Source organism: Streptosporangium sp. NPDC049046, from assembly GCF_040649155.1.
In the GTDB taxonomy this organism is placed as follows: domain Bacteria; phylum Actinomycetota; class Actinomycetes; order Streptosporangiales; family Streptosporangiaceae; genus Streptosporangium.
The window spans coordinates 85138-106398 of record NZ_JBEZEZ010000016.1 but is presented as its reverse complement, the minus strand read 5'-3'; the positions used below and the strand labels follow the sequence as shown (position 1 = coordinate 106398).

Here is a 21261-nt window from a genome sequence, read left to right as displayed (position 1 = left end):
AGCCCGGCTCCCTGTCGGCCGATCGGCCAAGCCGACACAATCGGTCGCGGCCGGTACCATCTCCCCGCGACCGGCGCCGGGCTCCCAAAAGCAGTGTTCCTACCGGAGGGACCGCTACGGCGGTGTTAACGTTCGCGTTCACATCCGGGCAACAGCATGATCGCGAAGCTCGGCGGCATGAGAAGCAGAAAATCGTTCGTCATCGCGATCACGCTCGCCGCTCTCATCGGTTCCGGGGCCACCGGCGCGAGCGCCGACCGTGGGTACGGCGGCCGATCACCGGCGTGCGTGTCCCTGTCAGGACCGTCGGGGCCGTCCGAGCCTCCGCCGTTGAAGCCGACCACCGTCACCACCCTCGAGCAGGCATACCACTGCGTCTTCGCCAACTACTACAGCGGCCCAGTCTTGGATCCCCGCGCGCTGCTGATGCCCGCGTTCGCCGCGCTCACCCAGGAGTTGCAGCGCCGCGGACTCGACCGGCCGAACGCGACGATGCCGGCGCTCACCGGCAACAAGAAAGCCGACTGGGCTGCGTTCAGCGCCGTCTACCAGAAGGTCGTCGGCACGTTGCCCGCCGATCCCGAGGTACGGCAGGCGGTCGCGGAGGCGACGATGCGGGGCATGGTGCGGAGCCTCGACGACAACCACGCGAACTGGGAGCGCCCGACCCCTGGTGGACTGTCCCTCGGCGCCCGCCTCTCCGGCATCCGTCCCCCAGGGGTGATCGATCCCGCGGCCACCCCGCCGCTCTTCATCACCGACGTACGCCCGGAAAGTCCGGCCGCGAAGGCGGGGATCCGGCCGGGCGACGAACTCGTCTCGGCCGAGGGGGTGCCGCTCTTCGTCAACGGGGTGCTCTCCCAGGGAGTCCTGGACGGGCTCATCAGACCCCCTGCGGGCAAGGAGATCCGGCTCACCCTGCGCCGTCCCTCCACCGGCGGCACCGTCGATGTCTCGGTGACCCCCGCCCCCTCCTCCGGCTCCGAGCCGAAGGTCGACTCCAGGCTGCTCTCCGGCTCCGTCGCCTACGTCGCGCTGCCGGGCTTCTTCCCCGGCGCGGCGGACAAGGTCCTTGAGGCCATCGCCTCCCTGCGCGAGAAGGCGACCCTGCGCGGGGTCGTGCTGGACCTGCGCGGCAACGGCGGCGGCAGCCCGCAGGAGGTCTCCAGGCTGCTCGGTGCCTGGACGCACGGCAAGGTCACCAGCTACTGGTGCGACGTGCACGGCCGCTGCACCGCCAACCGGAGCGACGACACCGTGCCGCTGCTGGGTCTGCCCCTCGTCGCGCTCACCGACCGCAACTGCGCCTCGGCGTGCGACTCCTTCACCAGCACGGTCAAGGATCTCCGTCTCGGCACCCTGGTCGGCACCCGCACCGCCGGCGCGGTGTCGGGCCCGGGAGCCGGTTATCTGCTCGACGACGGCAGCGTCCTCATCCTGCCCAAGAAGCACGAGATCGGAGCGAACCGGGAGGTCGTGAACACCATCGGTGTCGCCCCCGACCACCAGGCCCCGATGACCTCGGCGGACCTGTCCGCCGGACGCGACCCGGGCGTCGCGAAGGCCCTCACCTTGCTGAAGTAGGCCCTCCCCGCGCAAGGAGCCCGGCGACCGCCGGGCTCCTTCTTCTGTGTCGCGGGCGGCCCTTGCCGCGTACGTTCTGTGTCGCGGGCGGTCCCTGCCCCGTACGGGGAAGCTCGCGGTCGGCTGCTACGGGCGAGAAGAGTCGCGATCGACCGCTGCGGGTGAGGAGACTCATGTCAGCCGCTACGGACGGGGAAGATCACGGTCAGTTCGAGGCCGCCGCCGAGGTTGGGCCGGGCGGTGACGGTGGCGTGGTGGGCGTGGGCGATCGAGGCCACGATGGACAGGCCGAGACCGGCGCCGTCGGCGCTTCCGGTCCGGGAGTGCAGCCTGCGGAACGGCTGGAACAGCTCGTCGACCCGTTCTGCGGGCACCTTGGGGCCGGTGTTTCGTACGGTCAGCACGCCGGTCGCGGTGAGGCCGACGTGCACGGTCCCGCCGGGGCGGTTGTGGCGGACCGCGTTCTGCAGCAGGTTGGTCAGGAGCCTGCCGAGCAGGATCGGGTCACCCGCGACGACGACCGGCCGGGTCTCCGAGGTGATGACGATGCCGTCGACGCCGTCGGCGGTCGTCTCCTCGATCGCCTGGCGGACCAGCGCGTCGAGGGCCACCGGCTCCATGCCGTCCGGGCCGTGTTCCGCCTGGGCGAGCAGGAGCAACGAGTCGATCAGCCGCTCGGTCCTGCGGTTCGCGGTCAGCAGCTTCTCCCGTACCGGGACCAGCCGGTCCGGCAGCGGGTCGTCCAGCCCGATCTGGATCGCGGCCCGCTGGACGGAGAGCGGGGTCCGCAGTTCGTGGGCGGCGTTGGCGATGAAGCGGCGCTGGCTGTCGACCGACCGTTCCAGCCGTTCCAGCATCGCGTCGAAGGTCTCCGCGAGGTCGGTGAGCTCGTCGCGGGGACCGGCGAGCCCGATCCGTTCGTGCAGGTTGGACAGGGAGAGCCGTCGCGCGGTGGCGGTGATGTGCCGCAGCGGGCTCAGCACCCGACCAGCCAGCCACCAGCCGGCGGCCACCGATACGACGGTGAGCAGGGCGATCACGATCGCGCTCACCGTCCACTGGTAGCGCAGCACCGCGCCGGACAGTGTGTTCACGACGTCGACGACCTCGGGGCGCGCCGGGAGGTCGGGCAGGTCTGGCGCCCTCGGCGCGGGCACCCCCGGGGGGAATCGTTCAAAGGGCGGAAAGTCCTCCTTGATGGATCTGACCCGGCTCTCCAGCGCGTTGCTGAGCAGCAGGTTCACCACGGTGAGCAGGATCGTCGAGGTGACCAGGAACAGGCCGGTGTACAGCAGGGTCAGACGCATCCGTACCGTGCCGAAAACCTTCCGGGCCGCGCGCCCGCTCACAGCGGCCCCCCGGCAGCGCGCGTTCCCGGACCGCACACCGGACGCACCGCCCTTCTCCGACCGTGTGCCGGGCATGCCGTGCCTTTCCGACCGTACGCCGGGCATGCCGCGCGCCTCCTGTCGTGTACCGGGAGCGCAGGGTTCCTCCGGAGCGTACGCCGGGTCACAGCAGGTATCCGGCGCCCGGCACGGTGTGGATGCACGGCGGGTCGCCGAGCTTGGCGCGCAACCGGCTGATGATGACGCGTACCACGGTGGTGAACGGGTCGGCGTGCTCGTCCCACGCCGACTCCAGCAGCGTCTCGGCGCTGACCACGGTCCCGTTCGCCCGCATCAGCACCTCAAGCACCGCGTACTCCTTCAACGACAGCCTCAGGAAGCGGCCGTCCCGGGAGACCTGCATCCGCTGCGGGTCCAGCACGATCCCGTGGCGTTCCAGCACCGGTGGCAGCGCTGCCTGGCTGCGCCGCCCCAGGGCACGTACCCGCGCCACCAGCTCGGTGTAGTCGAAGGGTTTGGGCAGGTAGTCGTCGGCGCCCAGCCCCAGGCCCGCGACCCGCTCGGGGATCGACGCGGCCGCGGTCAGCATCAGGATGCGGGTGCGTGCCCCGGCTCGCACCAGGTCCCGGCAGATCACGTCGCCGGATATCCCGGGCAGGTCCCGGTCCAGCACGAGCACGTCGTAGTCGTTGACGGTGAGCCGCTCCATCGCGGCCTCGCCGTCGTACGCGACGTCGACCGCCATCGCGTGCCGCCGCAACCCCATGGCCACCAGGTCTGCCAGGTCCCGCTCGTCCTCCGCCGCCAGTATTCGCATGATCGAAGTCGTATCCGACGACCGGTATCAGCGGCGTTAACGCCCGTGCCACACCGTCGACCGCCGGGGTGACCGCGCGGGGGTACGCCTCGTCATCGCCCGGCACCCGGCACCCGGCACCCGGCACCCGGCACCCGGCACCCGGCACCCGGCACCCGGCACCCGGCACCCGGCAGACCCTACCTCTCGGTCCGGGACATGGACTCGCCTCTGACGAATCCGCCTTCCCCTGGAGGAAGCCCTCGCCCTATCTCCGGGTACGGCGGCGCTCAGCCGAGGTCGTGCCACTGCCGGAGCGCGTCCCGGTGCTCCTGCCGGCCGACCGCCACGAGGTTGGAGCGGTAGAGGCCGATCGCGTCGGGGGCGTCGAGGTCGGCTCGCGTACACGACCGCAGGACGTTGTTCAGCTCGTCCACCAGGAAGACCCAGGGATAGCGGGCGAAGACGAGGTCGAGGAGTTCGCTCGTGTCGCAGCCGCAGTTCGCCTGGAGTTCGGGGTGCAGTTCGAACAGCAGCGTCGGCAGGGCGGTCAGGGTCTGGGCCGCACCCTGCAGCACGAAGCCCTCGTACCCCTCGACGTCGATCTTGATGATGTCGGGTGGGCCGAGGCGATTGTCGGCCAGATAGGCGTCGATCGACGTCATCGGCATGGTGATCGTCCCCGCGGACGTCCCGACGTTCGCCGCCGCGGCCGAGTGCTTGCCGGACTGTTCACCCGACAGATGCACCGTCAACTCTCCGGTCGACGCCCCCACGGCCACCGGCTCCACGGTCACACAACCGGTCAGATCGTTGCGCTCCACGTTGCGCCGCAGGTAGGCGAGGTTCTCCGGCACCGGCTCGAAGGCGATCAGACTGCCGCCCCGCGAAAGGTGCGTCCCGCCGGTGCAGGCGTAGACGCCGATGTTCGCCCCGACATCGAGGATCGAACGACTGCACGCGGCCAGCCGCTCGAAGACGCTCACCTCGAACTCCTCGTAGTATCCCGCCGAGATCGAGGGCATGATCGTCGCGTCCCACACCGGGCCGGTGAGCACGACGCCCCGGTAGCGCGCCTCGGCGTCGCGATTCCCGGTGGTGACCCCCAGCCGGAACACCGTGTGATAGAGCCGGTTGACCAGGGGGAGACGCCGGACGCTACGGCCGCGCAGCAGGGTGCGGGTCACCCGACTCCTGTTCGCCGCCCTCGCCGCCCGCATCACCCCGATGGCGAGATCCTGCCGCAGCCTCTTCAACGACATGACCGTGACGTGACACCGACGCCGTTGTGTCGAGGGACGTCGGTGAAGAACGTTTCGACGTGGCGTGCGTGGCGAACAACGGGCCGATCCTCGCCAAAGGTCCGCGGTGTCCGAGTCATCCAGGGTCTCAAGGAGCGCTGCCGCCTTCCGAAATAGATCCGGGTCTCTTCTCGCTCCCCCTGCCCCGGTATGCCCCTTCGACACCGACCGGGGCAATGCGGCTCGTTGACCCTGCCTTCGACCGCCGACGCGAGCCGATAACCGGCCCATCGAGATCGAGGCCGCTGGTGGGGCCCGAATCCACCGACCTCCCGCAACGGCCGCCCCGCCGTCGGCGCACCTGTGTCGGCGTCTCAGCCTTCCTTGTCGCGTTCCTCGTTGTCGCCGCGTCGACGGAGCACTCGCTCGGTGATCCCGCCGGAGAGCCTGCCGGTCACCGATCTGGCTCGGTCGAAGGTCTCGTTACCGAGGCGCTTGGCGGTATTGACGCCCTCCGCTCCCGTCTCGAGCACCTTGTCTCTCGCCTCCGCGGCCGCGTCCCCCCATCGTCTCGCGTCCAATGACTGCCGCCCCCGCTCGATCCCTAGCCGCCCGTGGAAGTCGACGACGGCGATCGCGACGTGGTTGCTCGAATGCACCACGGCTGGAGAGGCGGTCGGGTGCAGCAGCACCTTCGTGTTGGCCGCGTCGGCAGCCGCGACGACGCGGGCCATCAGACGCTCGGTGCTCCGCGAGATGAGTTCCATCCGGTTCTGCCGGGCGACCCGGAGTGCGAGGCGATGCCGGTCCAGCTCGTCCGGAGACGCGTCGAGCACGCGGTCGAGTTCGAGCACGGCGATCGCGTCGTGCAGTTGGAGGCAACGCGCCAGAACGGCGAGCCACTCCCGAACCGCGACCTCCGCGTCCTTGGACGCCTTGGCGAGATCACCGATCTTGGTCTTGTTCTCCATCTTCTCGGCGAGCGCGTCGAGTCGGCGCAGCGCGTAGGCCTGGGTTCGCGCGATCGTCATCGACATGGCCTGCACCTTCGACCACGTGATCTCGGAGACCCGGCCCACCTGCTCCCGGACGGTCATGGCCTCCTCGATGACGAAGCCCGCTCCGATCATGTCCGCCAACACCACGTCCTTCTGGGCGCGGAGCACATCGTCGACTTTCTCGTCGATCGCGGCGAGATAGTCGGTGATCTCGTTCATGGCCTGCTGCATCGCGAGCTGCGCCATGAGCACCCCGACATTGGCCAGAAGCGCCGGGTTGGTCGAACGCAGTCCGGGCGTTTTCACGAATTCGAGGAGTCCCTTGATCTTGCTGTTCTCCGTCAACACGGCACGGTCGACGCCCGGACTCGAACCTTTCATCAGCTTGTACTTCTTGAGAGCCTGCGCGGACTCCTTGGTCAACTTCACCCAGCGGCCCGAGTTGGCGGCGATCTCGGAACCCACCTGCGCGACTCCGGCCGCGGCGCCGAGGGTGGATCGGAGCCTTGGCAGCCCGAGATCCTTCGACGGCAGTCCTTCGGAGGCGAGGAAGCGTTCGACGGCCGCCGGACTTCCGATGACCGCCAGGCCGTCGCCGTCGCTGATCAGCTGAATGTCGTCATCCATCATCGGCTCCTGAAGTGGCTTTCCGTGGTCGAGGGCGTGAGCGGATCGTTCGCGCCTTCCGAAGTCACGGAGAAAAGTCCTCGTCGATTCCGAACCTCGGCACGCCGTGTCCTCCGGGGATTCTCATGTGTGCAGGCGCCCTACAAGAATGCTCGCCCTGGTCAGTGGCGATCAGGGCTTTCCGGAATTTCCCGGAACCGGGGGCTCCTGCCTTTTCCGTACGGCGAACGATGTCGGCGTCGCCGGGGCGTCATCGATCTTTTCCGTACGACGAAGGACGTCGATGTCGCGGAGGCGTCATCGGTCGTCGAGAGCTTCGAGGATCGCGCGAACCTTACCGGCTTCCGCGTGCTGCGGGCCGTACTTCCGCTCCAGGTCGCCCAGCAGGTCGCCCAGCGTGCGCCTGGCCTGGGTCCGATGACCCGAACCGAGTTCCACCAGCCCGATCTGACGCCGGAGTTCGAAAATCCGCTCCTCGTCGGCACCGAACCGCCTCTCGTCGGCGAGGAGCTCGCGAAACTGCGTCAGGGCGAGGCTCATCTCCCCCACCGCCGCGTGGCAGTTCGCCTCCATCAACCGGCATCGCAGTGCGAGGTTGTTGCCGGGTCCCTCCACCTGGGCCACGTCGATCGCCAGCCGGCGGAACTCGGGCGCCGCCCGGCGGTAGTCCCCGCCGAGGAAGAGCGCCTCGGCGAGCTCGATCCGCAGGTCCACCACCTCGGAGCTGGCCGAGCCGAACGACCCCTCGGCGGGGCGCATCACCTCCGCGAGCACATCCGCCGCCTGGGTGAAACGGGACTCCACCTTGAGCTTCCTCGCGTCCCTGCGGGCACGCTCAAGATCGTCCCCTCCGATCTGCGCCGATTCCGCGGCGAGCCTGATCCGCGGCGGCCGTACCGGATCGGCGGGCCGACGGTTCCGGTTCGCTCCCATGGGGGCGACGCGTCCGACGACCGCGGCGTACATGCGCACCGGGTGCGGCGCGTCCAGGTTCACGTAGCCGGGAAAGGGCGGCAGTTCGCGGCAGAAGTCCAGCAACCGCTCGTAGACCACCCCCGCGTTGGCCGGCCGTTCCTCGGGTGACTTGGCGAGTAGCCACAGGACGAGCCGCTCCAGACCTTCTGGGATGCCCTGCCTTCTGGCGCGCAGCGGCCGGGGCGGGACGTCCGTGTGGTTGCGCATCGAGGCGAGCGCGGTGGGGGCGGCGAACTGGTTCTCGCCCGCGAGCATCTCGTCCAGGATCACGCCGAGGGAGTAGAGATCACTCTGCGGACCGGCGATTCCGGTCATCGCCTGTTCCGGTGCCATGTAGGCCGGCGTGCCGAGTATCTCTCCCGTTCTGGTGAGCCGGGTCGTCTCCGTACCGGCCAGCGCGGTGGCGATCCCGAAGTCGAGTACCTTCACCGTGCCGTCGGGGCAGAGCACCAGGTTGGCGGGTTTGAGGTCGCGGTGCACCAGGGAGTTGGCGTGGGCCACGGCCAGCACCGAGCAGACCTGCGCGGCGATCGCCACCGCCCAGGCGACGGGCACCTGTGTCTCGTCGAGAAGCGAGGAGACGGGGGCGCCGTTGACGAGTTGCATGACGAGGTAGAGGTCGTCGTCGTGCGATCCGCAGTCGTAGACCGTGGGGACCCCCGGGTGCTCAAGCCGGGCGGTGATCCGTGACTCGCGCACGAATCGTCTTGCGAGCTCCTCGTCCTCGCGGCCGTCGGGCAGCTTGTCGATCCTGATGAACTTGATGGCGATCGGCCGGTCGAGGCGGTTGTCGTAGCCGAACCACACCTCGCCCATTCCTCCCGAGCGACGCGAGAGAGGGTCCAGCTCGTAACGGGCTCCGATGATCGTCCGCCTGCTCACAACCGCCCGCCGTCTGGATCAGGGGCTGCCTGTTTGTTTTCGACCGGTCCGGCGGTGATTTCGGGTGACAGATTAAGCCCTTGCCGTCTATCCCTTAAGTCCGGAAACAGGCCTTCCTGATCATTTACCACGCCCGCCGACACCTCTCGCGGAGTTCATGCCTCAGTCGTTCACTGAAACAAACTTAGCCCCGTTTTCGGCACGTCTCTCAATGTCTAAGCAGACATAAACGACATTGACGGATATATGAGGATATTTTTTATCCAGAACTCTCTACACCGCTGCCGCCAACCCGACATCGCGGCAGCCCGGCGCCCCGGTCACCTGCGAGCCGCCGGTTCAGCCAGAGCCCGAATCGGCCTCGGGCGCGGGCCGTTGTCCCGGACACGGCGCCCCGATACCGATCTGCACCCGGTGCAGCTCACCGTTCCCGACTCGAACATCTACCGGAAGACAGGCAGCACGCCGGACGGTGTAGCCACCCGCGAATGCGAGCCATTCCTTGTCCGAGTCGCAACGATCGACAATCACCTGGTCGCCCAGCGGCTCCGGCCTGCCCCATTTCATCCAGAACCGGTCCCGAAAATTCTCCGGAACGATCAGCTCGACAAGCTCGCCCCGCCGTACGAGCAGCCCTTGTTTCGCGAACAATCCCGTCTTCCCGTCAGGCAGCTTCACCTCGCCGGCCTGCAGGGCATGTGATCGATCACGGCTCGTCGGCAGCGCCACCGCACCACCGATGATCTCGAACCCGGCAGGGGGGACCTGCTCTCCGCCGACCGTCGCCTCACACTCGACGGTTACCGAGGTAGCGGGCGAGGACGAGGCCGGCACGCCGGTTTCCTGCCTTGCCGGAGAGGCGTCGGGAGTGCAGGCGACCGCGCCCAACGCCAGAATGAGGACGATCTTTCTGATGCGCACCCCCGTAGGGCCTCGGCGTGGGTCAAGTGGCCGGAACGACGGTCTTGGTGAGCTGCTCCGAGATCCGCCAGACGCGCTCGGCGTCCTCCGTACCGCGTAGCGGAGAATACATCCGCTGCTCGGCCGGTGCGCCGCCCAGGTCGCCGAGGCCCTTGGGGCCGTAGAGGACGCCGGGCTTGGCGTCGGGGTCGGTCGCGGCCATGAGCGCGGGCAGCATCGCGGTCTCGACGGTGCCGACGAGGATGCCGCGCGCCGAGAGCGCGCGGATCAGTCGGACGCCACCGGTGTCCTTGTCGCGGTTGAGCTCGGGGCGGGCGGCGAGGAGGCTGGTGGGGGCCACTCCGGGGTGGGAGAGGTTGCTGGTGATGCCCCATCCGTGGGTCTTGCTGCGACGGTCCAGTTCGAGACCGAAGAGCCCGAACGCGATCTTGGACTGCCGGTAGGCGCGCATGGCGTCGTAGTCGCGTTCCCAGTTCAGGTCGTCCCAGTTGATGCCGCCGCGTCTCACGGCGATGCTGACCTGCGACGTGACGCGGGCACGACCGGCGCGCAGCAGCGGGAGGAGGTGGGCGACGAGGGCGAAGTGGCCGAGGTGGTTGGTGCCGAATTGGAGTTCGAAGCCGTCCGCCGTGGTCTGCCGGCTCGGCGGGGTCATCACGCCCGCGTTGTTGATCAGGATGTGGATGGGCCGCCCCTCCTCGCGGAGAGTCTCTCCGAGGGCCTGGACCGACGTGAGCGACGACAGGTCGAGGCCGCGCAGCGAGAGCTTCGCGTTCGGGAGGTTCCGGCGGATCGCGGCGATCGCGTTCTCGCCCTTGCCGAGGTTGCGGACGGGCATGACGACCTCCGCGCCGGCCGCGGCGAGTCGCGCGGCCATGCCCAGCCCCATGCCGTCGCTGGCGCCGGTGACGAGCGCACGCTTTCCTGACAGGTCCGGAATGGTGATGTCGATTGCTTGACGCGACATTGCTCTGCTCCCTGTGGTGTCGTCTCGGATCCACGGTCCCGGAGGCGGCGTGGATGTTCCAGGGACCACCGATCCATGGATGCGGCCTCGCCCACCTCGGAAACCTCCGAGACCTCCGAGAGGGGGATCGACGGTCCGTGGTTGCCGTCGCGCGAGGACGATAGAAACGGAACAGCACCGCGAGCGGAGGGAATGCCATGATCGATCGCGCCGGGCTGGCGGAGTTCCTCCGAAGCCGTCGAGAAGTGCTGCAACCCGAGGACGTCGGCCTCCCGCGCGGTCCCCGTCGCAGGACGAACGGGCTACGGCGCGAGGAGGTCGCGACGCTGTGCCACATGTCGACCGACTACTACTCCCGCCTTGAGCAAGAACGCGGACCGCAGCCGTCGAGCCAGATGCTCGCCTCGATCGCCCAGGGCCTGCACCTCTCGCTCGACGAGCGAGACCACCTGTTCCGCCTCGCGGGACAGAACCCGCCCACCCGCGGCGGGGTCGGCGAGCACATCAGCCCCGGCCTGCTGCGCATTTTCGACCGTCTGGACGACACTCCCGCGGAGATCGTCACCGAACTCGGCGAGACCCTGCGGCAGACCTCGATGGGCGTCGCGCTCACCGGCGACACGACCCGCTACGCCGGGCCCGCCCGCAGCCTGGGATACCGGTGGTTCACCGATCCGGCCGCACGGGATCTCTACGCGCCGGAAGAACATCCGTTCCTCACCCGGATGTTCGCCTCGGGACTGCGCGAGCTCGTCACCCTCCGCGGCCCCGGATCCCGAGCCGCGCACCTCGCCGACCTGCTCCTCGCCCGCAGCGACGAGTTCCGGCGCGTGTGGGACGCCCACGAGATCGGGATACGCCCCCACGAGGTCAAGCACTTCGTCCACCCCGAGGTCGGAGCCTTGGAGCTGACCTGCCAGAGACTGATCGACCCCGACCAGGCACACTCGCTGCTCGTCTACACCGCCATTCCCGGCAGCGAGAGCCACGACAAGCTGAACCTGCTCTCCGTCATCGGAGCCCAGACCCTCCACTGAAAACAGCGTGGAGGCGATGGTTTCGGAGACGGTGAACGACAGCTGGGAGGCATAAGAACCACTCGGGGCCGTCGAAGGGGTGCTCGCCCGGCCGTCACACCTCGGACTCCGGAGTGTCCGTGAAGCCCACATGACATGCTTCTCGTCTCATCCGGTACCGGTGGCGGGAAGCAGGACAGATGCGGTTACAACGGTGGTGGTTGGCGGCCGCGTTGCTCGCGCTCCTCCCCTCGGTCATGGCCTGGTTCGGCAGCGACGCCATCGCGAGCACCGGTCTCTTCTACTACGACTTCCACGTCACCGACGGGATCGGGATCTTCCCTCTGGCGCAGGGCCTTGGCATCGGCTATCTGGGCTCTGTCGGCGTGGACATCATGCAGGTGCTGTGGGATGCCGAAGTCGTCGTGCTGGCCTTCGCACTCCCCGTACCCATGGTGGCCGTGGCGGCCTTGCTCCGGCGAAGGTGGCGGGATCGAACCACCCTCGTCCTGGCGGTTTTTCTCGGAACTCTCGCGGTGGTCAACCTCGCCGCCAACATCGTCGGCCCCTGGTCGGACCTGACCCAATGCCCGCCGATCGATTCCCTGTCTCTTTCTGACCAGTACTCCTGCTACAGGAACGGCACAGGGACGGGTATTCCCCCCTTCTCCTACAGTCCCGCTTACGCCTTCGCCGCCCACACCCTGATCGAGATCCGTCGCAACCTCACCGACGTTCCTCGTCGTCCTGAGGCGCGAAGCGGTGTTGACGTCGTTGACTGACATTCGATGTTCATCCTGCGGCGATAGCCATCTCCAGAACTTGGACAAAAAAGCTTGTCCAGCGAACCCCGCCATCCATATGACAGACGATTTGGAACTCTACGATCTTCTTGATGAATACGACCTCGACAGCGAGGATTTCGGCTTCCGTGCGGCTTGGTGCGAAGGCCTGACCTGTGAGGAGGCCGCGCGTCGCCTTCGAGCAGACCTTGACAGCGCCTACGCGTCCACCATCGACGAACTGATGCACGAAGAGGGAGACCACGACTTCGATGAAGGCGCGGTCCTCATCGGTCCGGCCGGAGCCTGGACAATGATCCTGCAGCTCAACGGACTGGACTGCACTCGGTATTCGACACTTGAGGCATTGTCCGCCGGAGCCGGGCGAGCGGTTGGAATCGGCTGGAGCGTCAATGGTGACGAGCGGCTGATCTACGCAGAAGATGGACGTGTCCTGGTCTCAATGGACTTCACGTTTCCAGAGGACCGCAGCGGGCCTGATCGCCAGGCGCTCGACCCGTATATGGAAGGGCTTGTTCTCGGGTACGAGGAGGGGGCCGATGTCGAGGAGAGCATCGACGCCGCCTTGACCTTGATCGGCCGAATGACCGGACATCCCATCGATCGCGACTGGATCGAGGCCCGCCACACGTTCTACGTGATTCCCCGAGACGCCTGGGCCTTCCAGTCGTAGGAGCGGGACGTCACGGCCCGCAAAGCCGGGGGTGTCCTACGGCGCAGAATTCGACTCGGTAGAGAGAACGGCCGCCTCACCTGGCCAACCACTCAACGTTGCCGTACCGCATCAGAACCCGGAACCGTCGGGCCCTGGGTACCCTGCCGCTTCAGTAAGCGGTGAAACCGTCCGTCGCGGTGCGGCAGAAATCGCGGAAGCGAGTCAGCCACGCGACCGTCGCGGAATAGTTGCTTCCGAGGTCGTCGCGGTGGAACTCGTAGGTGTCGGGTTCCGTGACGATCGATCCGTTCAGGAGGACTCGGCCTTCGGCGGGAGCGGTCGCCAGGTAGGTGTCCAAGAAAGCGGCGATCCGCCGGGCCTGCTCGCCGGTCAGTTCCACGGCGATGTTGTAGCCCAGCATTTCGGCCGTGTCGGCGTCGAGGAGATCGGATCTCTCCAGTAGTTCCAGAGTCGGTCGCCAGTTCCACGCGTTGACGTCAAGCGACTCGCCACCCGGGGTTTCGAGCGTCCAGGACATCGACCCATCCTATCGAGACGTCAGGTGAACGTACGGGATGGCGGATTCGCACGTCAGAGCTCTTCAGAGGGCAGGTGTCCACCAACTTCAGCACTCCCCTGCCCCTGTTGCGACGTCATGCTTCCGGCGCATTGACCGGCAAGCCGTGTGACCATTCCCGGCGCGGTCGCGTCTGCATGTGACGTGACAATCGAAACCGTTCGGGGGGCGACATCATCGAGGAGCTGTACCGCGAGCACTGGCCGCTCGTGTGCGGGTTCCTTCTGCGCAGGACCCGCGACCCGCATCTCGCCGAGGACCTGGCGCAGGAGACGTTTATCAAGGCGACCAGGGCACTGCTCGGCTGGCGGGGGGAGAACGCGGCGGCGTGGCTGCTCACGATCGCGCGTAACACCCTGGTGGATCACGTACGCAGGAGCCGCCGCGAACTCGCCCTCCCGAACCCCGACGAGCTGGGCGTGCCGCCACTTCACGTGGAATCACTGGACGTTCGCGACGCGCTGGAGCGGCTGCCCGAGCAGCAATACCGGCTCCTCACGCTGGTCTACTTCGAGGGCTTCTCGATGGTGGAGGTGGCCGCGATGACCGGCAGGTCGCACAACTCGATCAAAACCGCGGTGTGGCGGGCGAGAGCCGCCTTCGCCGACCTCTACGGGAGAGCCGATGAACATGCCTGAGATGCCAGACCTGCCAGACTTCGACCCCAAGCGCACCCGGCGTGCGGTCCGGCGAGGACTCTTCAGGACGGTCGCCATCGTCCTGGCCGTCCTGGCGCTGCTCGCGGTGGCGGCGACCGAAGGCTCGTCCCTGCTGCAGACCCGCGGCGACCGGGAAGACCGCATGCAGGCCGTGCTCGGCACCGCCTTCAAGATCTACAACCCGGCCTATACGGTGACGATCGACTCCTGCTGCCAAACCTCGCCCCTGTCGATGTCGTTCGAGGTGGTGGCACGTCCCGTAGGGCCTGTCGGAGCCTGGCCGGCCGGGGGCGAGTCGCACACGATCGGTCAGGACTTCTTCGGCCGCGTACGACGCCTGCCGCTGGGCCATACCTCCAACACCAGGCTTTCCCAGTCCCTGTTCAACGTCGGCACCAGGCTGGCGCCCAAGGACGAGGTGCGCGCCGTGCTCGCCCGGCTGCCCGCCGACCTCAGCGCGCTCGCGGTGGTGGAGTTCGAGCAGCCACTCGGCGAGGCGGATCTGAAGGCGTTCACGAAGCGGCACGGCTCCTGCGCCGAACGGATCGTGTACGAGCGCAGGCCCGGCTCCCTCCCGATCACCTGGGGCTTCGACTACTGGACCGACCCGATGGAACTCGGCATAAGCGGCGACATGACCGAAGAGATGTGCGGTGGCGGCCTGCCGCAGTTCCGCGACTGGGTCGGCCGACTGCGTGACCACGACGACGCGAACCTGCGCTCCTTCGACCTGTCCCTGACCCGGCTGCGCGAGGCGGCCAAAGCCGGACTCGCCTACGGCTATGTGGACCAGCTCAGCTCGGTCCGCGAGCTGCGGGAGTTGCTCAAGGACCCGAGGGTGCGCACGATCCGTCTGGCCGACGTGGCGTTCAACCTGGACCGGCCTCGCCCCTGACACGCGTCCCCTCGGGCAAGCATTCGGATCACGGCGAGACCCATCCGTATGACACCGCCGGCCGGGCACCTCAACGCCGCCACCGGTCGCCTTCAAGCCGCCCAACGCGAACCCTTCGTCGACCTCTACGGAAGCGACACGGTCGTCGTGCCGGGAGACGAGGTGAAGGCGAAGGTCCTCGCCTTCTACCGGCACGACTACGAGCGGGCCGGAAGCAAGAGCGGCCCGTGGACTCCGCCCGACCTGCCCGATCCCGGCTTCCCTCAGACGGGGATGGTCGCGATCCTCTTCGACGAGGAGGACGGCCTCGGCTTCCACCCGGACTTCGACCTGCTCCAGGAGGTCTTCGCCGACCCCGTGCTCATCGCCCGCGGCCGGTATCGCGAGGTGGTCAGCGGATATCTGCACGGCGACGACGTCAGCCCCCGCATACTGCAACGACTCGCCGCGAAGGACCCCGGCAAAGCGAGCGAGATCTTTCGGTTCCGGTCACCGTGCTAGACGAAGGCCGTGACGCCCTCGTATTCCGCTGTCGGGGCGGCACCGGCGGCCTCGTACTGGAGCAGTAGCAGGCCTTTCGCCGTCACCTCGTGGCGGACGAGTCGAAGGCCGACGGGTCGGCTCGGCTGGTCGAACAACCGCCGTCCGGAACCGGTCACGGCCGGGGCGACGACGAGCCGGAGCGTGTCGACGAGGCCCGCCGCCAGCAGGGCGTTGCCGAGCCGGGCACTCCCGTGGATCTGGAGTTCCCTTCCTGGTCGTGCCTTGAGTTCCCCGACGGTCTGGATCGGGTCGCCGCGAAGCACGGTCGTCGGATGCCAGCTCCCTTCGGTGAGGGTGTTGGTCACCACGTACTTCGGCAGTACGTTCATCCGCGCGGTGTACGGGTCGTCCGGGTCGGTGATCTGCGGCCAGTCCCGGGCGAACGCCTCGTAGGTTCGCCGCCCGAGCAACAGGCCGTCGGCGAGGTCCAGCCAGTCGGAGGTACGCCGGACGAAAAGTTCGTCCAGGTGGGGCACGAGCCAGCCGCCACGGGTGAAGGCGTCGCTCGTGTCCTCGGTCGGCGAGCCGGGCCCCTGGCTGACCCCGTCGAGGGTGACGAACTCCGTGAGAGCGATCCTCACCGTACGGCCTGGCTCTCCGCGACCACGGCGAGCTGCTTGACGACCGAGCCCACGCCGTCGAAGAAGCCGAGCTCCTCGTGACGGGCACGGGCGGCCGGATCACCGTGCCGGACGATCATCCGGTACTCCGTGCCGTCCGGATGATCGCTCAGCGTGACCTCGGCTGTCATGAGCACCGGTGCGGGACTCGCGGGGCGCCAGGCGCTGTCGATCGCGTTCGTGTACACGATCCGCTCAAGCTCGTCGACGACGAGGAAGCTCGCGTCGAGGTGCGGGACGAAGCCGACCCCGTCTTCGCTCATTCGCGTCACGAGCGCGCCGCCGGGCCGGACGTCGAGGCGGTCGACGCGGCACACGGTCGGCGCCGGAACCCACCACTGCTCGAAGAGGGACGGATCGGTCCACGCGCTCCACACCGCGGCGCGGGGAGCGCGGATGACCCGCTGCAGGAGCAGGTCGAGATCGGGGTTCACGGGTGTTTCTCCTTCGGATCGGTGACGAGGCGTTCAAGCCGGTCGGTGCGCTCTTCCCAGACCTGGCGCTGCTCTTCGAGCCAGCCGTCGACAAGGGCGAGGCGGTCGCGGTTGAGCACGCAGGTGCGTACCCGGCCGAGCTTGACCGTGCGGATCAGGCCGTTCGCCTCCAGCGTCCGCACGTGCTTCATGAAGGAGGGAAGGGTCATCGGGAACTCGCGGGCGAGATCACCAACGCTCGTCGGACCGCGGCCGAGGCGTCGGATGACACCGCGCCGCGTCGGGTCGGCGAGAGCGACGAACACACCGTCGAGCTCGGCCGAATACTGTGCCATGCGGCTAAGTATTGCCCACCCCTAATACTTAGCGCAAGAGCAAAGTATTGCCAAAGGTCCGCTGCCGGACATCGAGGAAGCGGATCGCCTCGGCGAGTTCGCGCAGGGCCGCCTCCAGCAGGGTGGTCTCGGAGTCCTCCAGGTGACCGCCGGGCAGCAGTCGTCGATCCGGGGCGACGGCCTTGGCCATCGCCGTCTCGGTGCCGATGCTTGGCCACCGGGCTGGTGGGGTTTCTTCTCCCGGCCCCACGCCCGGCCGTCTGCGTTCTGTCGCCGCCGTCCTCTACGCTCCGATCCCGTTGATCAATGGGCGGCGGCAGGAAGGCGGGTCCGATGGCGTGGCTGCTGCGCGGTTGCGATGACGAGGTGTGGGTGCAGTTCGGGGAGCTGGGGGTCTTCTTCGAACGCAGCGACGGCGATCTCCTGCTGGAAAGTCCTGACGGCGAGAATCACCTTGCAGACATCCGGCTGGAGGCGTGGGATGGGCGGCCTTCTGATCCCGGGGCTCCGTGGTTCCTGCTCCAGGACACCACCATCGAAGGCGGCACCGGGTTCGTCACCGTGGGGTCGTTGGCCGAGGAGGCGAGCCGACAACTGATCATCGGCCCACCGCACTTCCTGTACGGCGTCACCGCGCACACTCAAAAGGGCGGGGATCCGCCGGAGTTCATCTCTGAGGAGCAGTTCGAACGGGCGTGGGAGGAGCGCACGCCCGAGCGGTGGCTGATCAGGTTCTGGCCGATTCGAGACGTCTTCGATCCGGCCCGGCACGCACGTCCCGACAGGGCGGACGGCCAGCAGGCGCGCCCGGTCGAAGTGCCGGTCTCTACGGCCGAGCACTGGCCCGCGGCGCGGATCGGCCGTCGGCAGGCGGCCTTGAACAAGCACCTCGTCCGCCAGGGAATGACCATGGCCGACTTCCTGACGGCCCAGGGGCTGGCGCCGGACATGCCCTTTGACCGGTGGCAGGCGGCGATGGCGGAGCGGGAGGTGCCCGACATCGCCGAACGCGAGGGATGGCCGCACTGGCTGACCGAGCTCGTCAGCAAATACCCGCAGATCGCCGGCCACTGGCACCACCTGCCGGAAACGGTCGAACAGTGGGCTCCCGAGCAGCGTGAGGAGCGGGCCCGAGACCTTGCCGCGCGCCTACACACCGCCGAGGTCCTGAACCCGGACGACGTCACCTTCACCGCCGACGTCCAGGCGTACGAGCCGCAGCCGGGTGGAACCTACCGGGGTTGGCGCTGGGACTACGCCGATCGGCCTGCCCACGAAACCTTCGGTGTTGACCGACGCGTCGTCTGCCACGACATCATGAGCGGAAAGGTGCTGGTCACCGGCATCGTGACGGTCCTGGGGCACGACGGGCAGAGCGGTTATGAGGTCCGCGACGCCACACCGGCCGAGGCAGCCCGCCTCCGCTGCGCGGAGGCGGCATGGAGCGGGCCGGACGTCGGCGAAAAGCGCGCAATGCGGCTCGGGCCTTGAAGCGGCCAGGAACGGTCGGCTCACTGACGCTGAATCGCTCCGTTGTCGCTCAATGCCTGATCCTGACGCTTGAGAACATCTGATACTTGATCGGGAGATGGGCATGATCTGGGAAAGCGACGACTACGCACACGAGGGATGGGCCGCTGCCGAGTTTTCAGACGGCAGGGTCTCGGTGGGCTCGGAGACCGGCGGTGCCGTGGTGGTGCGCTGGGGCCCGGAAGGCGAGGCCGAACCGGCCGGTCTGCTGGACGGCCGGGACGCGGTCGGCTGGTGCGCGGTGTGCGAGTGCGGCTGGCGCGGTCCGCTGTGGGCCCGAGTCGCCACCCCCGCCGAGCACGACACCGCGCGCCGCCGCGTCCACGCCGCCCCTGGCCTGCATGGTGACGCCCCCAACGACGTCGAGGACGCTCTCCGCCGCGAGTGGACGGACCACCTGGGGCCGGCCATGTTCTGATCGGCGCCTTGATAGGCGACCGGTTTCCAACTGATTTTCAAAACGCTGACGGGGACATCGGCTGTGGTCGGTAAGGCTTGGTCACTGGATCTGTGCGGCAGCCACCCGGCCACCCGGGACAAGGTGGTCGCCGAGCTGGTGGCCAGGAGCTGGACGGCGGCGAGCTCGCCGTCGGTGTACCAGCGGCGGTGTCGGACGCATGCTCCCGCAGACGTTCGTCAGACGACCGTTGGATGAACACGCCGGACACGGCTACGGAAGGTCGTCTGCGTCTGGAATCCACCGCGCCCGGATCTGCCGCCTGGGACGGCGGCGACTTGGGAGCGCGCGGCCCGGAACAACCGAAGACCATGCAGGCCATCAGAACTCAGCGCAGTCCCGCACAACCGCCCCTACCGATCGTCGCCGGTCACAAAGGCCACGATCGCGCCAATGAAAAAACCCACCGCGGCGACCGTGCATACAACAAGTGAGATGTACAGATATAGCCGAGTCGATCCGTTCTGGAGCATCGTATAGGCGGCCCACGCTGCGACCGCCGATATGGTGCCGCATACGAGGTACTTGGATCGCTCGGTCATGCGGGGTCCTCCGGCCTTTCTCGGTGAACGATCGAAGGGGGCGGTCAGTGCCGAACGGGCGTACTGGAACCACTTCGGGGCTCGCTTTTGACTCGCGACGAGCGGCATCATCGCGGGTCAGGCTTGCGATTCCGGGCTACTGATTGCTCGCTTTGCGAGGTGGCCGATCAGGGTGGCGACGGGCACCATTACGGAAGCGGAACCGTTTTTCCTTGTGCAGACTCACCCCTCGGGAGGCGCCGTGATGCTCGTACCGTTCGCCATCAACGTGACCAGCTGGGGTGGAGCGGTAGGCACCGGCATAGGACTGCTGACTCTGACCCTGGTGGAGCGCAGGAGAAAAGCCCGGCGTGAGCAGGAGCGCGCCTCCACTGTGGGGTATGTGCTGGGCTGGCGCCTGAGTGACGGCAGCTTGCACAGCGGTACGGCCTCGGCCAATGCCACTGAGGCTGAGGTGACCACCGCTGCCCGGCGGAAGTCGTTGGAGGTTGACGTGATGGAAGCGTGGGTTTCCTGGCGTACCCATGACGGCCACCGGGTCCGGCGGTCCTACGCGGACGGAGGACGACTGTGACTCGGCGGCCATCATCGCGCGTACGGGCGTAGGTTCAGTTATGGATCGGGCAGCCGCCCGGAGCTTCGCAGGCGCACTCTTCGAACAGCGCAACTCAGCATTCAAGAGTGCGCCAGCGCTCGGGCCGCTTGACCGGGTCGATGCTCCGGAAGTTCTGGACGCTCCAGACCTCACCGTATGAGGCGCGACCGTCGGCAACGCAGTTGATCGGAGTGAGCGCGAACTGACGGCCACCGTCGTTGATGACGAGCTGCTTGTGCTCTGCGCCGATCCGGATATCAAAGGTAACGGCGTCGCGGCTGGTTCCAGCCTTGATGTTCAGCGCCTCCCCCTTGCCGTAACTGTCCTGACTCTGGGGATTTAATACCATTAGAACCGACATATCCAGTTCTCCTTCTTTGTTTCCCGCCGACCTGGGGCCCGTCTCGTCATCAGTACGTCCGAATGAACCGGCCCGGTCATGGAGTGGGCGACGCCTGCCATCCTCGGCGACAGCACCACCTGCCTGATCTCCACATGTTCTCGTCACCCCTGGAAGCTTCCAGGTTCCCGGATCCCCGCCGGCGTTCGATCATTTGATCGAGTAACCGCCTCCCGACCAGACAGGTAGCACGCCGAATCGATTCCCCCGTCATTGGAAACGCAGGAGAGAAGGAAGAGATGAAACCATCCCGTCGTCTGGCAATCGCCGGCAGTTTGCTGCTGGCCGCGACCGTGGCGCCGTTCGCCGGCATCCAGGCCGCTCAGGCCGCCGTGTCGTGCGGCTCCACCACCTTCACCACGGATCCCACGGTCACCCACAAGGGGGCGGGTACCCCCTCGCAGAACAACGGCCTCACCTCGTTCCGTGGCCGCGTGTTCCAGCTGCGCACGGAACCGATCTTCGACTACAGCCAGGGCAACATCGCCTCCGGCTACAAGTCGGGCGACAAGGTGTGGATAGACGTCTCCGAGAACCAGGGACAGAGCTGGACCCAGTGCGGCCCGTACTACCGCGACCGGACCTACTTCTCCTACCACAAGGGGAAGTGGATGCGCGTGTGCGTCAATGTCGACGGCATCACCCAGTGCGCGACCAACGGCAACAAGACCGGGCCCGGCGGAAGCAAGTGGTGGGACGACTGACCTCGATCCAACAGAACGAACCGGTTCGGTAAATGGGCGCTGTTCCGGCAAGTTCGTCACTCGCCACCATCGAAGCCGATGCCATTCAAGCCGAAACGAGAGCCAGAGCAGCAATAGGACGCTTCATCGACGGACTCCTTTCCGTTTCAGGGCCAC

The 21261-nt window shown here is 67.5% G+C and carries 25 protein-coding genes; 12 read left to right on the top strand and 13 right to left on the bottom strand.

The genetic code is table 11. The annotated features are described in order from the left end of the window. Positions 1-177: 177 nt before the first annotated feature. Complete coding sequence (locus tag AB0B96_RS23210) at positions 178-1584, top strand: S41 family peptidase (protein ID WP_362901699.1); 1407 nt, start codon at positions 178-180, stop codon at positions 1582-1584. Between the two features lie 176 nt (positions 1585-1760). On the opposite strand, the gene AB0B96_RS23205 is transcribed toward AB0B96_RS23210, so the two are convergent. The 7 genes from AB0B96_RS23205 to AB0B96_RS23175 form a co-directional block, all read right to left on the bottom strand. Then, a complete protein-coding gene (locus AB0B96_RS23205) occupies positions 1761-2891 on the bottom strand; it encodes a HAMP domain-containing sensor histidine kinase (RefSeq protein ID WP_362901697.1) in 1131 nt (376 codons plus the stop codon). Between the two features lie 205 nt (positions 2892-3096). After that, a complete protein-coding gene (locus AB0B96_RS23200) occupies positions 3097-3750 on the bottom strand; it encodes a response regulator transcription factor (RefSeq protein ID WP_362901695.1) in 654 nt (217 codons plus the stop codon). 269 nt (positions 3751-4019) lie between these two features. After that, the gene (locus AB0B96_RS23195) at positions 4020-4991 is read right to left on the bottom strand and encodes an FkbM family methyltransferase (protein WP_362901693.1); all 972 of its coding nucleotides are present in this window, start codon (positions 4989-4991) and stop codon (positions 4020-4022) included. A 353-nt stretch (positions 4992-5344) separates the two neighbouring features. Further along, positions 5345-6595, bottom strand: a complete 1251-nt coding sequence (locus AB0B96_RS23190; RefSeq protein ID WP_362901691.1) for a hypothetical protein — start codon at positions 6593-6595, stop codon at positions 5345-5347. A gap of 297 nt (positions 6596-6892) precedes the next feature. After that, entirely contained in the window at positions 6893-8452 is a 1560-nt protein-coding gene (locus AB0B96_RS23185) for a serine/threonine-protein kinase (RefSeq protein WP_362901689.1), read from the bottom strand. 339 nt (positions 8453-8791) lie between these two features. Further along, a complete protein-coding gene (locus AB0B96_RS23180) occupies positions 8792-9373 on the bottom strand; it encodes a hypothetical protein (RefSeq protein WP_362901687.1) in 582 nt (193 codons plus the stop codon). Between the two features lie 22 nt (positions 9374-9395). Then, entirely contained in the window at positions 9396-10340 is a 945-nt protein-coding gene (locus AB0B96_RS23175) for an SDR family oxidoreductase (RefSeq protein ID WP_362901685.1), read from the bottom strand. Between the two features lie 197 nt (positions 10341-10537). Between AB0B96_RS23175 and AB0B96_RS23170 the strand changes: the two genes are divergently transcribed. The 3 genes from AB0B96_RS23170 (at position 10538) to AB0B96_RS23160 (ending at position 12832) form a co-directional block, all read left to right on the top strand. After that, positions 10538-11377, top strand: coding sequence for a helix-turn-helix transcriptional regulator (locus AB0B96_RS23170; RefSeq protein ID WP_362901683.1), 840 nt, complete (start codon positions 10538-10540; stop codon positions 11375-11377). Between the two features lie 200 nt (positions 11378-11577). Beyond that, positions 11578-12138, top strand: a complete 561-nt coding sequence (locus tag AB0B96_RS23165) for a hypothetical protein (RefSeq protein WP_362901681.1) — start codon at positions 11578-11580, stop codon at positions 12136-12138. Positions 12139-12229: 91 nt separating this feature from the next. Continuing rightward, entirely contained in the window at positions 12230-12832 is a 603-nt protein-coding gene (locus AB0B96_RS23160; protein WP_362901679.1) for a DUF6461 domain-containing protein, read from the top strand. A gap of 151 nt (positions 12833-12983) precedes the next feature. Here AB0B96_RS23160 and AB0B96_RS23155 read toward each other — a convergent pair whose 3' ends face one another. Beyond that, complete coding sequence (locus AB0B96_RS23155) at positions 12984-13352, bottom strand: hypothetical protein (protein WP_362901677.1); 369 nt, start codon at positions 13350-13352, stop codon at positions 12984-12986. Between the two features lie 212 nt (positions 13353-13564). Here AB0B96_RS23155 and AB0B96_RS23150 point away from each other — a divergent pair, with 212 nt between their 5' ends. Genes AB0B96_RS23150 through AB0B96_RS23140 form a run of 3 tightly spaced genes read left to right on the top strand, consistent with a single transcriptional unit; the run spans position 13565 to position 15446 of the window. Then, positions 13565-14029, top strand: a complete 465-nt coding sequence (locus AB0B96_RS23150) for a sigma-70 family RNA polymerase sigma factor (protein WP_362901858.1) — start codon at positions 13565-13567, stop codon at positions 14027-14029. Position 14030: 1 nt separating this feature from the next. Next, positions 14031-14945 carry a hypothetical protein gene (locus AB0B96_RS23145; protein ID WP_362901675.1) on the top strand — a complete coding sequence of 305 codons (915 nt, stop codon included), beginning with the start codon at positions 14031-14033 and terminating at the stop codon, positions 14943-14945. A gap of 48 nt (positions 14946-14993) precedes the next feature. Continuing rightward, entirely contained in the window at positions 14994-15446 is a 453-nt protein-coding gene (locus tag AB0B96_RS23140) for a hypothetical protein (RefSeq protein ID WP_362901673.1), read from the top strand. Here AB0B96_RS23140 and AB0B96_RS23135 read toward each other — a convergent pair. From AB0B96_RS23135 to AB0B96_RS23120, 4 genes are read right to left on the bottom strand one after another with little or no spacing between them, the layout of a single operon-like run. After that, entirely contained in the window at positions 15443-16069 is a 627-nt protein-coding gene (locus AB0B96_RS23135) for a dihydrofolate reductase family protein (RefSeq protein WP_362901671.1), read from the bottom strand. The genes AB0B96_RS23140 and AB0B96_RS23135 overlap by 4 nt on opposite strands. Then, positions 16066-16542: an SRPBCC domain-containing protein gene (locus tag AB0B96_RS23130; protein ID WP_362901669.1), complete on the bottom strand. Its 477-nt coding sequence runs from the start codon at positions 16540-16542 to the stop codon at positions 16066-16068. The genes AB0B96_RS23135 and AB0B96_RS23130 overlap by 4 nt, the downstream gene beginning before the upstream one ends. Then, positions 16539-16877, bottom strand: a complete 339-nt coding sequence (locus tag AB0B96_RS23125; protein ID WP_344746984.1) for a metalloregulator ArsR/SmtB family transcription factor — start codon at positions 16875-16877, stop codon at positions 16539-16541. Before AB0B96_RS23125 ends, AB0B96_RS23130 begins: the two co-directional genes overlap by 4 nt. 28 nt (positions 16878-16905) lie before the next feature. Next, entirely contained in the window at positions 16906-17067 is a 162-nt protein-coding gene (locus AB0B96_RS23120) for an NUDIX domain-containing protein (protein ID WP_362901667.1), read from the bottom strand. Between the two features lie 143 nt (positions 17068-17210). Between AB0B96_RS23120 and AB0B96_RS23115 the strand changes: the two genes are divergently transcribed. The 4 genes from AB0B96_RS23115 to AB0B96_RS23100 all read left to right on the top strand — a co-directional run bounded on the left by AB0B96_RS23115 (position 17211) and on the right by AB0B96_RS23100 (position 19980). Next, positions 17211-18368, top strand: coding sequence for a hypothetical protein (locus AB0B96_RS23115; protein WP_362901665.1), 1158 nt, complete (start codon positions 17211-17213; stop codon positions 18366-18368). A 103-nt stretch (positions 18369-18471) separates the two neighbouring features. Then, positions 18472-18825 (top strand): hypothetical protein, encoded by a 354-nt coding sequence (locus AB0B96_RS23110; RefSeq protein ID WP_350945087.1) that lies wholly within the window; start codon positions 18472-18474, stop codon positions 18823-18825. 233 nt (positions 18826-19058) lie between these two features. Beyond that, the gene (locus AB0B96_RS23105; RefSeq protein ID WP_362901663.1) at positions 19059-19298 is read left to right on the top strand and encodes a hypothetical protein; all 240 of its coding nucleotides are present in this window, start codon (positions 19059-19061) and stop codon (positions 19296-19298) included. A gap of 280 nt (positions 19299-19578) precedes the next feature. Further along, a complete protein-coding gene (locus tag AB0B96_RS23100) occupies positions 19579-19980 on the top strand; it encodes a hypothetical protein (RefSeq protein ID WP_362901661.1) in 402 nt (133 codons plus the stop codon). Between the two features lie 94 nt (positions 19981-20074). Here AB0B96_RS23100 and AB0B96_RS23095 read toward each other — a convergent pair whose 3' ends face one another. Continuing rightward, entirely contained in the window at positions 20075-20362 is a 288-nt protein-coding gene (locus AB0B96_RS23095) for a hypothetical protein (protein ID WP_362901659.1), read from the bottom strand. A gap of 278 nt (positions 20363-20640) precedes the next feature. Here AB0B96_RS23095 and AB0B96_RS23090 point away from each other — a divergent pair, with 278 nt between their 5' ends. Beyond that, complete coding sequence (locus AB0B96_RS23090; protein ID WP_350945083.1) at positions 20641-21105, top strand: hypothetical protein; 465 nt, start codon at positions 20641-20643, stop codon at positions 21103-21105. Positions 21106-21261: the final 156 nt, after the last annotated feature.